The organism is Brachybacterium saurashtrense (genome assembly GCF_003355475.1).
GTDB lineage: Bacteria > Actinomycetota > Actinomycetes > Actinomycetales > Dermabacteraceae > Brachybacterium > Brachybacterium saurashtrense.
In genome coordinates, this window is the sequence record NZ_CP031356.1 from 2,559,255 (window position 1) to 2,573,434 (window position 14,180).

Consider the following 14,180-nt stretch of genomic DNA (forward strand, 5'->3'; position numbering starts at 1 on the left):
GCAACTCTGCCCGCACCACCGTATATCGCCGCAGGCCCTCTAGACTTGCCGCGTCATCGCCCATCCCTGGAGGTCCCTCGTGCCCGATCCGCTGTCTTCCCGCCTCGACGCTGCGCGGAAGGGGCTGTGGCATCTGCGGCACGGTGGCATCGGGGAGTTCCGTCTTTGGTGGAGTCGACAGGAATCGCGCCGCGCGAAGCCCTCGCTGCTGGCGAACACGCCCACGAACTCGGGAACGGCGAAGCCCACCGTAGTGCGCAACTCTGATCTGGCACGGGACGGGTTCCCCCTGCCTGCGCTACGCAAGGAACCCGAGTATGCACCACGCCCCGATCACGTGCTCTACCTGCTGCACAACGCACTCCCCCACCACTCCGGTGGCTACGCGACGCGCACCCACGGCCTGCTCACCGAACTGGGCCGCTCCGGCTGGGACGTGGACGGGGTGACCCGGCTCGGCTATCCCTATGACATGCCGAAGATGGCCGACGTCCCGGACCTTCCTGCCCGGGAACTCGTGGGCGAGGTGGACTACCACCACCTGCTCACCGGGCGGCAGATCGAGAAGAAGAACCCGATGTTCGGCTACGTAGCCCGGTACGTCGACGCCCTGCTGCCGCTCGCCCACGAGGAGCGGCCCGCGATCCTGCACGGCGCCTCGAACCACTGGAACGGGCTCGCCGCGGTGAAGGCCGGGCGAATCCTCGGCATCCCTTCGGTGTACGAGGTCCGAGGACTGTGGGAGGTGACCCGTGGCTCCCGCGACCCCGAATGGGGGCGCAGTGACCAATACCGGTACATCGCCCGGATGGAAGCAGATGCAGCCCGCGGTGCGACGAAGGTCATCGCCATCACCCAGGCCTTGAAAGACGAGCTGATCTCTCGCGGCGTGGACGAGTCCAAGATCGTGCTGGTCCCCAACGGCGTGGACACCGAGCGTTTCACCCCGCTCCCCCGTGACGAGGAGCTCGCGGAACAGCTCGGCGTGCAGGGCAAGACCGTGATCGGGTACGTGGGCACCGTCGTGGACTACGAGGGCCTGGACCTGCTGATCGAGGCCGCCGCGACCCTTCGCGGTCGCCGCGAGGACTTCCACGTCCTGATCATCGGGGACGGCGCGAAGCTCGAGGACCTCCAGCAGATCGCCGCGGAGCAGCAGCTCGAGGACGTCGTCACCTTCACCGGGCGGGTCCCCCACGAGGAGGTGGAGCGGTACTACTCGCTCATCGACGTCACCCCGTTCCCGCGCCTCCCCCTGCCCGTGTGCGAGATGGTCTCCCCGCTCAAGCCCTTCGAGGCGATGGCGATGGGCAAGGCCGTGATCGCCTCCGACGTCGCCGCGCTCGCCGAGATCGTCACGCCGAGGATGAACGGCCTGCTGCACACCAAGGGCAGCGCCGAATCGCTGACCGAGCAGATCGAGTCGCTGCTCGACGACCCCGAGCTGGCCACGTGCCTCGGGTCCCAGGCCCGGGAGTGGGTGGTCGCTGAGCGCGACTGGCGCCAGCTCGCCCAGACCGTGGCGGGCATGTACGCGGAGATCGTGGCGTGAGCCTCGACCTGAAGGCCGCGCTCCGCCAGACAGTCGCCACGTCCTATCTGCAGAAGGACGTCGACAGGCTTCTCGCCGGACGTCTGAAGATGGCGCCACACCCCGAGTGGGAACTCCCCGAGGAGCCAACGTGGCGCGAGGACCCGTTCTCAGACCGCAACTGGTGCTTCCAGTTCCACATGCTCCGCTGGCTCGAGCCACTGCGCCGCGCCGCCGCCAAGGGGGATGACGCGGCCTTTGACATGTGGCTGCGATGGCTCACCGACTGGGTGGAGGCGAATCCACCGGAAGCGCCGCGGAGTTCGTGGGCCTGGACGGACATGTCAGATGGAATCCGTGCCCAACATCTCTGCCAGGCCGCGCCGATGATGGCAGTGCGACGCCCGGACCTCATGCCCTGGCTCGAGCACACTATTCGAGTCCATGCCGAGCACCTCGCCGACCCCCACAAGATGGGCAATGCCAATCACGCGCTGCACCAACAAGAGTCGCTGTTCGTCTGCGGGCGCGTGTTGGGTGAAAAGCAACTCTGGCAGCTCGCCGAAGCAAGGATGTGCACCCTGCTCCACGAGCAATACGACGCCCAGGGCGTGAACGCCGAGGGCGCCACCGCATATCACTACAATAATTTCCTGTGGTGGGAACGGGCCCTCGAACGCTTCGACATCGAAGGCCTCCCCCGCCCTGACGGCGCGGACCGTCACCTGCATGCGCCGGTGGAGATCGCCCACGCCACGAGGCCTGATGGGACGTTGGTGCCGATCGGAGATACGGACACGGTGGATCCCAGAGCGATCACCCACCCCGCCATCGACTACGTGACCTCGAACGGGGCTCGCGGCACCGCACCGTCCGAGACGACAGCGGTCTATGACGCGGGCCTCGTTCTCGCGCGCAGCGGCTGGGGATCGGCGGAGCGGCCCTACATGGACCAGACCTATTACTCCGTGCGGTTCGGCCCATCGCGACGAGTGCACGGCCACCCGGATGGAGGCTCGCTCACCTACTCCGCGCAGCGCACGAACTGGGTCGTGGACCTGGGGAAGTTCCAGTACGGTGCCACCACAGCACGCAACCACGTCGCCTCACGCGCCGCGCACACGCTCGTGTCCCTCGACGGAAAAGCGCCACGAAAGGACTCGACGGTCTCACTTGTACGTTCGGCGTTCGAGCCCACACATCACGACGTCGAACTGGCGGACGACAGCTTCCGAGGGATCTTGCTCGGCCGACGCGTTATCTACTCCACGACTGGGGAGTACTTGATCGTGCTCGACAGCGTCGACTCCGCGCGCAAGGTCACCGCCTTTCAGCGCTGGCAGCTCGGACCAGAGATTACGTCGTCACTCAACGGGTCGACCGCGGAGTTGGGCTCCGAGAATGGCGTGGCATCACTGCAGTCTCTGGGACCAGACGCGGAGGTCACGACGGTCCGGGGCCGGGAAGACCCTTTCGACGGGTGGGTCTCGAGGGCCTGGAAGTCTACCGAGCCAGCGACGGCGATCATGTTCTCGCGAACGGGGACGTCGTTCCGCTTCCTCACTGTCCTCGGCGCGGCGGCCCGGAATCGCCCTGTGGCGACGCTCGTCGGGGAAAGCGCGTCCGCACTGGAGCTCACAGTCGACCTGGAGTCAGGGCGGGAGCGTGTCCGTTTGACCCCCGACCAAGTGTCGATCTACGCCGACCCGCTGCTGCCGTGACCTCGGGCGCACCTTGCATTCGCGGCCCGCCGGGAGAGCCGGTGCACGCAAGGCGAATAGACGCCAGCGCGAAGCCTCCCTCCTCGTCACTGTGACCAGAACTTCATTCAGCTGGGACTTCCGGAGTTGGAACGACGGCCCCGGAGTCGCGCCCAGCCGATACGGTAACGAAGGTTGGCCGCTCGGCCCCCCTGCCCCCGCCTAGGAGTTCCCCACATGAGCCCGAACGTCCCGCTCGACACGGTGGCCGTGATCGGCCTCGGCTACATCGGCCTTCCCACGGCGGCTGTGCTCGCCCAGGCCGGCAGAACGGTGATCGGCGTGGACATCAAACAGTCCACCGTCGAGGCGATCAACGCTGGCACCGTGCCGTTCGTCGAGGAGGGGCTCGAGACCGTCGTCGCCGGCGCCGTCGCGCAGGGAAAGCTCTCCGCCCAAACCGAGACCCCGGAGGCCGACGTCTACATCGTCTCCGTACCGACCCCCTTTAAGGGCGACCACGACGCAGACCTCTCGTACATCGAGGCTGCGGCGAAGGGCATCGCCCCGAAGCTCACGGGTGGCGAGTTGGTGGTGCTGGAATCCACTGCCCCTCCAGGCGCGACCGAACGCATGGCAGATGTGATCCTGGAGGCTCGGCCCGAGTTCACCAAGGAGGCGAACCTCCCGAACTCGCTGTACTTCTCGCACGCTCCTGAGCGCGTGCTGCCAGGCCGGATCATGATCGAGATGGTCGACAACGACCGCATCATCGGCGGGCTCACACCCGAGGCATCCCAGCTGAACCGCGACCTCTACGCGAGCTTCTGCAAGGGCGAGCTTCTGCTCACCAACGCCCGCACCGCCGAGATGGCCAAACTTACCGAGAACGCGTTCCGCGACGTGAACATCGCGTTCGCCAACGAGCTCTCGCTCATCGCGGACCGCCAGGGCATCGACGTGTGGGAGCTCATCGAGCTCGCCAACCACCACCCGCGAGTGAACATCCTCCAGCCAGGGCCCGGCGTGGGCGGCCACTGCATCGCAGTGGACCCCTGGTTCATCGTCTCCGCGGATCGCGAGCAGTCGCACCTGATCCGCACCGCCCGCGAGGTCAACGACGCCAAGCCCGAGGCCGTGCTCCAGAAAGTGCTGGCGAAGGCCGACAAGCTCAAGAACCCGGTCGTCGCCGCGCTCGGCATCGCGTTCAAGGCCGACATCGACGATCTCCGCGAGTCGCCGTCCAAAGACATCGCTGTAGCGCTATCGGACCGCCTCGAGCACGGCACCGTGCTCGTGACCGAGCCGAACATCGACGCGCTCCCCGGGGAGTTCGCGGACAAGGACAATGTGGAGCTCACCGACCTCGAAGACGCCATCCAGCGGGCAGACATCGTACTGCTACTGGTGGACCACGCTCCTTTCAAGGACGTCGACCGCGAGGCGCTGCGGGAGAAGGTCGTCATCGATACCAAGGGCCTGTGGCGCTGAACGGCTGATGCCCCGTCATGGCCAACTACCTCTACGTCGTCGCTGATCGTCGAGACATCGACAAACTCGTTCCGCTGTTCCGCGCCGAGGAGTCGTCCCGGGTCGATATAACTTCGACCTGGAGCGCCCTATACGTCTCGGCCGGAGGCCGGATGTCGGCCGATGGTGGGGCATTCAAGGGGTGGGCGGTCGACTACCCGTCCCGCAGGGTCATCTTCCCGAGCGCCGACCCGACCGAGTGGCCGACCGCCCCCGATCACGCCGAAGGCAGCTTCTTCCGCGCGGAGCGCTCCGGGGAGGGAGTCCGCGTGTGCGCCGACGAGTTCGCCGTGAGCCCCCTGCTGCACACTTCCGCACGCGGCCTGTTCGCGGCCTCCGACTCGCTGTTCGTGCTCACGATAGTGCGGAGGGCCCTCGGCCATCCGACCGACCCTCATCCGGCGGCGCTCGAGAGCCGACGCTGGACGAACTCCATGGGCCAACAGCAGTTCGGCCCGGGTACGGTCGTCGCGGGAATCGACTATGCGTTCCCCGGCACAGTGGTCACACGGGATCTGCGCACCGGGCGGACGACGATCGAGCACGCACGACTCCCACAGACTCTCCTCGATGGCATCGGGTCCCACGAGGAGGCCGTGACCGAATCAGCGCGGCGGATGGTGCAGCTGTTCCGCGCGCTCGCGACAGCCGGCGTGACGATCAACGCCGCGATCTCCGGAGGGATGGATTCCCGGGTGGTCCTGGCGGCTGCCCTGACCGCCGACATCGGCGAACGCCTCGCCATCGGCTGTCAGGACAACGGCTCGCCCGACCTGGAGATCGCGACCCGACTCGCCGACCGTTTCCGCTTCCCGCTAAACAGGGGCCAGCGCGCGTTACAGGGACGGCTCCAGAACAACGATCAGCTCGCCTATTGGGCCGTCAACAGCATGGGCTTCTACGATGCCCTCTACGCCCCGCGGAAGCTGCGCCGTGTCGAACATCCCGTATTCCAGGTCGGAGGTCACGGTGCCGAGGCGGCGAAGGGCAACTACGGATGGCGGCCGATCTCGGCGATTGGCATGCCGGAGTCCGCGAAAGAGGAGGCGACCCGCGCGCTGTCGCTGGTGGGTGTGGACGCCACCGGACCCGAGGCCTCGGAATGGCACTTCCTGATGTTCCGCAATGCGATCCACAGCAGCCGCGGTGCCGGGAACAGCGAGTACGCGGCACGCCCTGCGGTCCAGAAGCCAGCGATCGGCCTGAGCCGTTCTCCCCTGTGCGACTTCGTGCGCCCCCTCGGCACTGCACCGAACGTCGTCCAGGACGTCCTGATAGCGCTGAGCCCCGACCTGGCCATGGCGGACTTCGACAAGCCGAGGAAGAATCTGCGCTTCGCACACGTGAGCGCACGGAGCATAAGAAACGGCGGGCCGCTGGCGCCCCAGTCGATCCCGGATCTCTCCGTCGCGGGCTCCCCGGAACCGAATCCGGGCCTCACTCGCTCCTTCCTCGATCTCGCCCGCGACGTCGGCCTCTCCGGCCCCACGAACGGGAAGACGCTCACCCGCGTCCTCCAGGAGCGCCCGCTCGGCAGCGCCAGGATGCTGCTCGATGATGAGCTGCGTGCTTGGCTCACTGAACTCGACCCGGATGGCGCCACCACGGTTGGAGCCTCGACGCACGCCGGCGTGGCAGCCGGCAAGGCCCTCATGGACCTCCTCTTCCTGTGAGCGCATCGCTGCGCGGCCCGGGGCCCACCCCTCGGGTGCGCCCCGGGCCGCGCACAGCGATCGCCCTCACTCGCCAATCGACTCCTCCAACTTCTCCCTGAGCAGCGCGTACCCATCCCGCGAACTGCGGTGGAGCTGCGCCCGCACCTTCTGATGGATACGCGCCGGGTGCTTGTGGATGCGGTCCTTCAGCCCCTCGTTTGTGTAGCTGACCAGCATCTCGGGGCGCTCAATCATTCGAAGGAAGTTCCGGTTCTTCGGAGTGACGGACATCGCGATCGCCGGGACTCCGTACATGGTGGCGACCACGAGTCCGTGGAACTTGATGGTCGCGAGGAGCTCCACCTTGGATATCTCCTGGCAGAGCTCTTCGAGGGACTCGGAATGTACAACTTCGTCATCGGGCCCCGACAGCTCCTTGGCCAGCGCCAAGTCCCCCTCTCCGAGGGCACCCGTAGCCAGTGCGATATGACGGATCCTATATCCCATACCTCGCGCCGTCTCGATCGCTTCGTGAAGATGGCCGAGATCCTGACTGCGCGAGCGATGCTCGCGCATTACGACTCCGAGCACTCCCTTCTCGGTCCGCTTCGCCTCCGGTCGCGCCATCGCGCAGACAGGATCCGGGTACCAGGTCAGCTTCTCCCCCGGGTTGAGGTTCTTCTTGATCCAGTTGTAGCTCTCCTCGTCACGGGCCACGACGAGCTTGCAGTTCTCGTGGGCGAAGAACTGTCGGTAGTGGTCCAGCACCCTCTCCCTCACGAACGGCTGATTGGGAACACCCAGGCCGTACACGTAGGTGGGCTTGCGCAGAAAGTCGGTCTGCCAGTAGAGATCGCTGACCCTGAGCGGGTTGAGGAGGTCGCCGCCGCCGATCAGCACAGCATCAGCCTCATCGGTGATCTCAGAGACCGGCCGCGAGAAGTACGGCGCCTCGAGGAGGTCGTTGGCGACGAAAAGGTCGTACTTCTTGCCCAGCTCCTGGCGGTGGACGGTGAGGAAAAGCTCGTCCCCAAAATTGCCCCACCCGAAATACCCTACGAGCGCAATCTTCTTCATCAGTGATTCCCTTCTTTTCTGTGATCGTCAGACAGTGGCGTCGGCGCCATAGAGTTCGGCGATCTGCCGCAGCAGACCCCGGGCCTCGTCCTGCCCCTCGACGGGCATGGACTCGAGCTTCGGCAGGTACCAGTTGGTAAAGAAGTTCTGGAAATGATGGTCCCGGTAGGACTCGAGAAGTCCGTACTTCGTGAGCACCTCGACCTGAGCTTTCTCCATGATGAGCTTCTTGCGGAAGTAGTCGGCGTCGACGGTGTTGGTCACCGACCCGTCCCGCTCGGCGTAATAGATCAGATGCGCCGCCGCGGTGAAGGCCCCCCGCTGCGCTGCAAGCATCAGCTCCCAACCGAACAGCGTGTCCTGACCTGCTGCCCGCTCGACGAATCGAAGGCTCCCGTCGTCGAAGAGACGCTTCTCCATCACCGCGCACTGGGTGGAGACGACAGGAAACTTACCGCGTTTGAAATAGTGCTCCCGCAGATTCGGTCGGATCGTCAGCCGCTCCTGGGTGTGCCGGCCCGTCGTGCCCGTCGATTGGGTGACCTTGGCCTGGTAGCCCGAGACAAAGCCCACCTCGGGGTCGACGGCCTGAGCCTCGTCGAGGAGCTCTAGGAGCACGTCGTACCCGCCGTCGGAGATCTCATTGTCGGGGTCGAGGAACGTCAGCCGCGGGGCGCGGGCCATCTCGATGCCCTTGTTCCTCGGGCGGGATGCGCTGCCGCTGCCACCGGTCTCGAAGCAGTGCGCGCGAATACGCGGGTCCTGTGCGGCGAGGTCGCGACACGTCTGCGCGGTCGTCCCGTCAGTTGAGCCGTCGTCCACCAGCAGGATCTCGAACTCGGCGGCGCGTGCATTCCGCTCGATGCTGGGCAGACACTTGGTCAGCAGGAACGTACCGGCGTTGTAGATCGGAACGATGATCGAGAGCACCGGCGTCTCGACTCCGCTCGGGACACGGTCCGCCGCACCAGGCGACAGCCGCGGCCCCGCTTCGAAGGGAGGCAGCGAGTAGCCCTGTGCACCGGCGGGGATCTCGCCGCGAAGCACGTCGCGGACGCCGTCGCCGCCGACCCGGCGCACGGAGTGCAGCGTGACTCCGGGCTCGGCGTGCTGCACGAACTCGTGCGCAGGCCCGTCGATCCGTTCCTCCCGGAGGGTGGAGGACTGGGTGACGAAGTCGGAGTTCGTGTACTTGAACGCGTTGATCCTGTCCATCACATAGTTCTCGCCGTAGCTGTGCTCTGTGTCGACACGACCGATGTAGCGGATCTCGCGGGAGAGGAGCTCCTCGGCATCGGCGTCGTCTCCGACGAGCTCGACCTCCGGGTAAGACTGGGCGGCGACCTCCCGTCGCAGCTGCTCGTCCACCCGGTTCGCCACCAGAGCGACCCGGGGAGTGCCTCGCGGTACGCCGGGATCCACTCCGGCGGCGTCAAGCATTCTCAGGGCGATGTCCTGCGCGGTGCGCGAGGTGAGGACGCTGCGCACCTGGGCCTCGTTGGTGCGGTGTTCGCTGAGCGGGATCTCCGCAGTGAAGTAGGACTCGAGGTTCTCGTGGTCGGCGATGATGCGGATCTCGGGGAACCGGTTGAACACGGACCTCGCATAATTGGAGAGCAGTCCACGACCCTGCGCCTGGAGCTCGTAGATGCGCATGGCGCACATCGTGGGGCTCGACTTGATGGAGTTGAAGTTCAGGCTCCACCGGAACAGCTTGTGCACCCGTTGGAGCACGTCGTGCGGCATGGGTTCAAGGGAGAGTTCTCCGTACGGCTCCGGGAAGGCGTAGTCCTCGTTGCCGAAGTTCCTGTCCACCAGGGTGAGGTTCTCGCCAGTCGACAGGATCGAGTCGAACATGACATGCATGTCATCGACCCTCTCCTGATACCGCTTGGGGTAGGACCCGGCGAAGAATGCCTTGTTCACCGTGTGGCGATGGCTGCCGATGGGGTTGTTGAGCTGAGGGTTCGCCCCGTACTCGCCGTAGTGGACGCTGTCATGCCCGAGCTCGCGGCGGTACGCCTCGAGGCAGTCGGTGTCGGAGGTGAAGACATGATCGAACTTCCGTGCGATGGGGAGGAAGTAGTCGAAGTTGCTCGGGTCCTCGATCGACTGGAATAGCGTAGGCCGCCCGTTCTCGCGAGCGAACGCCAACAGCTTATCCAGAGCCTCCCGAGGCCCTTCCCTGAACTTGACGCCTCTCCACTCCTCATGGTGGAGCCCCCTCCAACAGGTCACGTAGATGAGTAGATCGAATCCCTCGGCGATGACCTGGTCTACCGCCCAGGGCCGCACATACGTGACCTCGGAGAAGGCGTCCTTGTAGAAGTTCAGCATGTACTCGTCGGTCACGACGGCCGCGTGGAGGGGAAGCTTGGTGGAGAAGTACTCCGAGCCGTTGCTCTGCGGCAAGGTTGAGGCGAGCTCGACGAGGAGCTCCCGGGTGAGACGGCGCGCCTCGAGCGACCCGCCGCCACCCGACCTCCGCGGCTCGCTCGCGGCGACCAGGTGGTCCTGCACCTGGTGCAGCACCGCTCCCGCACGCTGGCCCGCCGCGACGACGTCCTCCAGGCTCCTGGCGAAGTTCTCGAGATCCTGCTCGGCCTGCTGCTGGTGCTCGGTGTCGGCGACCCCGAAATCCACGACCTTCACGCCAGTTCGGGCCCCCGCGGGGCGCTCCACGGCATCGAGGTCGAGCCCGCCCAGCTCGAGGGGGGAGGTTCCGCGCACCCGCACGGTGACGAGAACCCTGTCGACGCCCGCGGGAGGGAGGTACAGCGCTCGATGCCGCGCGTCGATCGTCGTGACCCCCGTCCTGGTGCCGGAGGCGTCGTACTCGAGGAGATGGACCTCGGCCCGCACCTCCTCGTTCGCCAGCGTGTCCAGATGGATCGCATAGGCCGACCCCTGGTCGATGCCGATCCCGTGCTCGTCGTCGATGTGGCGGAAGCTCCGCTCATCACCGGCGAGCACGAGGTAGACGGACTTCGTGGTCGAGGAGGTGACCACGGTCAGTCCGGAGCGGCTGAGCGTGACGTCGACCGAATCGGCGCGGGTCACGTTCCACGCGTTCTCGACCGGGAGGCCGGTCCGGAAGCCGACCAGGGGGAATTCTCGCAGGGAGGTCATCGTGGTGCTCTTTCGGTTCTCGTCGCGGTGGGTGGTCGTCAGCGCTGGAAGCGCCGGGCGGATTCCAGCGCCAGGACGCGGTCGTGCAGGAGCGCCAGCTGCGGATAGGTCGCATCCCGGCCGGCCTCCTGCACGCCGGATCGCCCCTCGTGCTCGAGCTCGGCCAGCAGATCCTCGAGGTCCTGCAGCTCCTGCCGAGTCTGCTCCTCGCGCTCGCGACCGGCGGTCTCCAGAGCACGGACCCTGGCCTGCAGCGCCCACCGGTGGCGGCTCTCCGCGCGGATCCGCGACCGGACTCGCAGAGCGGCCGCTGCCCCTGCGGCCAACAGGAGGAGGGTCGCGGCACCGGTCAGCTCGCCCTCGACCGCCGCGATCAGGGACACGACAAAGGCGGCCGTAGCGAGCACGCCAGCCGCAAGGGAGTACACACGATTCCGTGACATGTCAGAAGCCTCTCTGGATCCGTGGTTCTCAGGCTCCGAAGTCCGCCGGGCGGGAACCGCCCATGAACTTCCAGCGGATCGCACCCACGGTCCGCCCCGCCGCGGCGCCGTCCCCGTAGGGGTTTACCGCATTCGCCATCCCCGCGTACGCCTCCTCGGAGTCCAGCAGCAGCGAGACCTCGTCGATCAGCCTCTGCGAATGGGTGCCGATCAGCTTCACCGTGCCGGCGACCACGGCTTCCGGACGTTCGGTATTCTCTCGCATGACGAGCACCGGCTTGCCGAGGCTCGGCGCCTCCTCCTGCACCCCGCCGGAGTCCGTGAGGACGATGTCGGCGAGACTGAGGATGCGGGTGAAGGCGGCGTACGGGAGCGGCTCGGTGAGCACCACGTTCTCGAGACCTTCGACGGCAGGTCGGATCGCGGCGCGGACCTCGGGGTTCCTGTGGATCGGGAACACCACCGTGAGGTCCGGGTACTTCCGCGCGATCTCGGCGACGCCGGCGCCGATGTCCTCCATAGCCGATCCGAGGTTCTCGCGACGGTGCGCCGTCACCAGCAGCACCCGTCCGGCGGTCCCTGCGGTCTTCCCCGCCTGCAGCGCCTCCAGCCTCTCGTCCTCGAAGTGCACCTCGAGATTCTCGGTGGCATACATCAGGGTGTCGATCACCGAGTTCCCCGTGACGACGATGTCAGTCTCGCTGACGGCCTCCCGGGTGAGGTTCGCCTTCGACGTCGAGGTGGGCGCGAGATGGAGTGCTGCGATCTGGCTGGTCAGCTTACGGTTCGCCTCCTCCGGGAAAGGGGAGTTGATGTCGCCGGACCTCAACCCCGCTTCCAGGTGGAGGACGGGGACCTGCCGGTTGAAGGCCGAGACCGCCGCCCCCATGACGGTGGAGGTGTCACCCTGGACGATCACGGCATCGGGCTCCTCGGCGCGGAGCACCTCGTCGACGCCCGAGATCACCTTGGCGACGATCCCGTTCAGGGACTGGCCGTTGCTCATGATGTTCAGATCATGGTCAGGGGTGATCCCGAACATCGTGTTCACCTGGTCGAGCATCTCGCGGTGCTGGCCCGTAACGACCGTGACGCTCTCAAGGTCGTCGGCGCTCTCGATCGCCTTGATGATAGGGGCGACCTTAATCGCCTCAGGTCGGGTGCCGTAGATGGTCATGATGCGCAGTCCCATAGGGGTCCTCTCGTCGGAAGCGTATGTGAGGTCAGTCGTCAAGTCGTCTGGTGCCGGGGAAGCGTTGCGCTTCCATCCGTCGGGTGAAGATCGAGGCGAACGGATCGGGCTCGAGCTCGGGCGTGCGGTCCGAGGGGGTGGGCTCCTCATCCTGGGGAAGAGTCAGCGCGGCAGAGGCGCGCTGCGGCTCCCCTGCGAGTACCGCCTCGCGGAGGATCTCCATCGCCTCCACCTCCCTGTCTCGCGCCATTCGATAGGTGAAGGAGCGATAAGTCGAACACACCTGCGTGGTGTCGCCGTCCATCACGACCCGCCCCTTCTCCATCCAGATCACCCTTGAGCACACGGTCTCGATCGCACGGGGGGCGTGGTTGACCATGAAGACTGTGCCAGCGTTCTCTAGGAGTTCATCCATCTTTGCCTTCGAGCGCTTCGAGAATGTGGCATCACCGGTGGAGAGCGCCTCGTCGACCATCAGGATCTTCGGTTGCGCCATCACGGAGATCGCGAACTTGAGCCGGGACGCCATCCCGGACGAGTACGTGCGCATCGGCAGGTCCACGGCGTCGCCGAGAGCGGATAGTTCGGCTGCCCCAGGGAGCAGTTCCTCCGCCTGAGCCGGCGTCATGCCGAGCGCTAGGAATCCGAGCTTGATATTCTCGGCGCCGGTGAGGTCGCTCATCAGCGCAGCGCTCACTCCCAGCAGCTGCGGCCGGGAACTGGTGAAAATCGACCCGGACGTGGGCGGCTCCACTCCAGCCAGCATGCGCAGGAGCGTCGATTTCCCGGAGCCATTGCGACCGATGATCCCTACGAACTCTCCTTCACGCACGGTGAGGTCGATACCACGCACCGCGGAGACCGAGACCATCGACTTGCGCGGAGAGATCCTCCCCCACAGGCCCTTGCGCGGAGAGCGATCGGTGCGGGGCGCCTTGTATCGCATCCTCACGCGATGCGCCACGACCGTGAGCGGCGATGTCGCAGGCGGAACCCACAGGGTGCTTTGCGGCTCTTGATCTTCCGTCTCGACGGCGTCGATGTCAGGCGAGCTCTCGGCCATAGCTCTCCTCCGCTCTCCAGAAGAAGAGGAACCCGAAAACCACGGTCCCGACGGCCCAGCTGATCGCAATCGTCCACGATCGCAGATCCGGCACCTGGCCGTCCAGCAGCACGCTCCGCATCATGTCGATGATCTGATACAGCGGGTTGAGCTCGAGGATCGCGACGGCGGTGGAGTCATCGACGAATCGAGTGATGGGGAACATGACACCGGATCCGTACATGAGGAACCGACTCACGAGCCCCAACAGATTCGCCATGTCAGGGATGTGAAACCCGATGCGCGCAGTGAAAAGCATGATCCCCAGGTTAAGCACCGTCTGGATCATGAAGATAGGTACGAGTAACGGCCAGGTGAACTGCGGGGGAGCGTGCGGTGGGAGCACGATGATCACGAGGCACATCATCGCGAGCGTGAACACTGCGGTCATCGTCGACTGGACCACTGCCGCGATCGGTATCGAGGCGCGGGGAAACGTGAACGCCTTGATCATCGACCGGTTCGCGTGGAGGAGGGTTGCGCCAGAACTGATCGACGTCGCGGTCGAACGGTACAGAAGGATACCGATCACGAGGAACGCGGGGAAGTTCTCTATACCACGCCCGGCCTGGAGGATCAGGCCAAAGATCACGAAGTAGACGCTGGCGTCGACGAGCGGGCGCAGGAGGAGCCACACGTTTCCCAGACGCATGCGGCTGTGCTGCGTCGAGGCGCGGTGCCGTGCGTCGTACCAGATGAAGAACCGACGATCCCACAGCTGGCGGATGTACTCCGTCAGCTCCGGGCGCACCCCGATCCTGGTGAGCGCGCTCGGGTCGAGCCCCTTCGCCTCGAGCGCACGCTTCACCTCGGAGGTGCTC

Annotated in this window: 10 protein-coding genes; 4 read left to right on the plus strand and 6 right to left on the minus strand. The window is 65.9% G+C overall.

Features of this window, described 5'->3' with window-relative positions; genetic code table 11:
* The first annotated feature begins 79 nt into the window (after window positions 1-79).
* The 4 genes from DWV08_RS11630 to DWV08_RS11645 all read left to right on the plus strand — a co-directional run bounded on the left by DWV08_RS11630 (window position 80) and on the right by DWV08_RS11645 (window position 6,434).
* Window positions 80-1,552, plus strand: a complete 1,473-nt coding sequence (locus DWV08_RS11630) for a glycosyltransferase (protein ID WP_115413944.1) — start codon at window positions 80-82, stop codon at window positions 1,550-1,552.
* On the plus strand, window positions 1,549-3,252 hold the full coding sequence (locus tag DWV08_RS11635; protein ID WP_115413945.1) for a heparinase II/III domain-containing protein: 1,704 nt from the start codon (window positions 1,549-1,551) through the stop codon (window positions 3,250-3,252). Before DWV08_RS11630 ends, DWV08_RS11635 begins: the two co-directional genes overlap by 4 nt.
* 216 nt (window positions 3,253-3,468) lie before the next feature.
* Window positions 3,469-4,722 (plus strand): UDP-N-acetyl-D-mannosamine dehydrogenase, encoded by a 1,254-nt coding sequence (gene wecC, locus DWV08_RS11640; protein ID WP_115413946.1) that lies wholly within the window; start codon window positions 3,469-3,471, stop codon window positions 4,720-4,722.
* 17 nt (window positions 4,723-4,739) lie between these two features.
* Entirely contained in the window at window positions 4,740-6,434 is a 1,695-nt protein-coding gene (locus DWV08_RS11645; protein ID WP_115413947.1) for a hypothetical protein, read from the plus strand.
* A gap of 66 nt (window positions 6,435-6,500) precedes the next feature.
* On the opposite strand, the gene DWV08_RS11650 is transcribed toward DWV08_RS11645, so the two are convergent.
* The 6 genes from DWV08_RS11650 to DWV08_RS11675 are packed head-to-tail and all read right to left on the minus strand — an operon-like array spanning window position 6,501 to window position 14,167.
* A complete protein-coding gene (locus DWV08_RS11650) occupies window positions 6,501-7,493 on the minus strand; it encodes a polysaccharide pyruvyl transferase family protein (RefSeq protein WP_115413948.1) in 993 nt (330 codons plus the stop codon).
* A 27-nt stretch (window positions 7,494-7,520) separates the two neighbouring features.
* Window positions 7,521-10,622, minus strand: coding sequence for a glycosyltransferase (locus tag DWV08_RS11655; protein WP_115413949.1), 3,102 nt, complete (start codon window positions 10,620-10,622; stop codon window positions 7,521-7,523).
* A gap of 38 nt (window positions 10,623-10,660) precedes the next feature.
* Complete coding sequence (locus DWV08_RS11660) at window positions 10,661-11,065, minus strand: hypothetical protein (protein WP_127097473.1); 405 nt, start codon at window positions 11,063-11,065, stop codon at window positions 10,661-10,663.
* A 28-nt stretch (window positions 11,066-11,093) separates the two neighbouring features.
* Entirely contained in the window at window positions 11,094-12,257 is a 1,164-nt protein-coding gene (gene wecB, locus DWV08_RS11665; RefSeq protein ID WP_115413951.1) for a non-hydrolyzing UDP-N-acetylglucosamine 2-epimerase, read from the minus strand.
* A gap of 31 nt (window positions 12,258-12,288) precedes the next feature.
* Window positions 12,289-13,320, minus strand: a complete 1,032-nt coding sequence (locus DWV08_RS11670; protein WP_115413952.1) for an ABC transporter ATP-binding protein — start codon at window positions 13,318-13,320, stop codon at window positions 12,289-12,291.
* Window positions 13,301-14,167: an ABC transporter permease gene (locus DWV08_RS11675; protein WP_162801557.1), complete on the minus strand. Its 867-nt coding sequence runs from the start codon at window positions 14,165-14,167 to the stop codon at window positions 13,301-13,303. Before DWV08_RS11675 ends, DWV08_RS11670 begins: the two co-directional genes overlap by 20 nt.
* Window positions 14,168-14,180: the final 13 nt, after the last annotated feature.

Bases quoted from the DNA above. Each gene is read 5' to 3' on its own strand.
- wecB (WP_115413951.1), bottom strand. From the start codon at position 12,257: ATGGGACTGCGCATCATGACCATCTACGGCACCCGACCTGAGGCGATT.
- DWV08_RS11655 (WP_115413949.1), bottom strand. From the start codon at position 10,622: ATGACCTCCCTGCGAGAATTCCCCCTGGTCGGCTTCCGGACCGGCCTC.
- wecC (WP_115413946.1), top strand. From the start codon at position 3,469: ATGAGCCCGAACGTCCCGCTCGACACGGTGGCCGTGATCGGCCTCGGC.
- DWV08_RS11650 (WP_115413948.1), bottom strand. From the start codon at position 7,493: ATGAAGAAGATTGCGCTCGTAGGGTATTTCGGGTGGGGCAATTTTGGG.
- DWV08_RS11645 (WP_115413947.1), top strand. From the start codon at position 4,740: ATGGCCAACTACCTCTACGTCGTCGCTGATCGTCGAGACATCGACAAA.
- DWV08_RS11660 (WP_127097473.1), bottom strand. From the start codon at position 11,065: ATGTCACGGAATCGTGTGTACTCCCTTGCGGCTGGCGTGCTCGCTACG.
- DWV08_RS11670 (WP_115413952.1), bottom strand. From the start codon at position 13,320: ATGGCCGAGAGCTCGCCTGACATCGACGCCGTCGAGACGGAAGATCAA.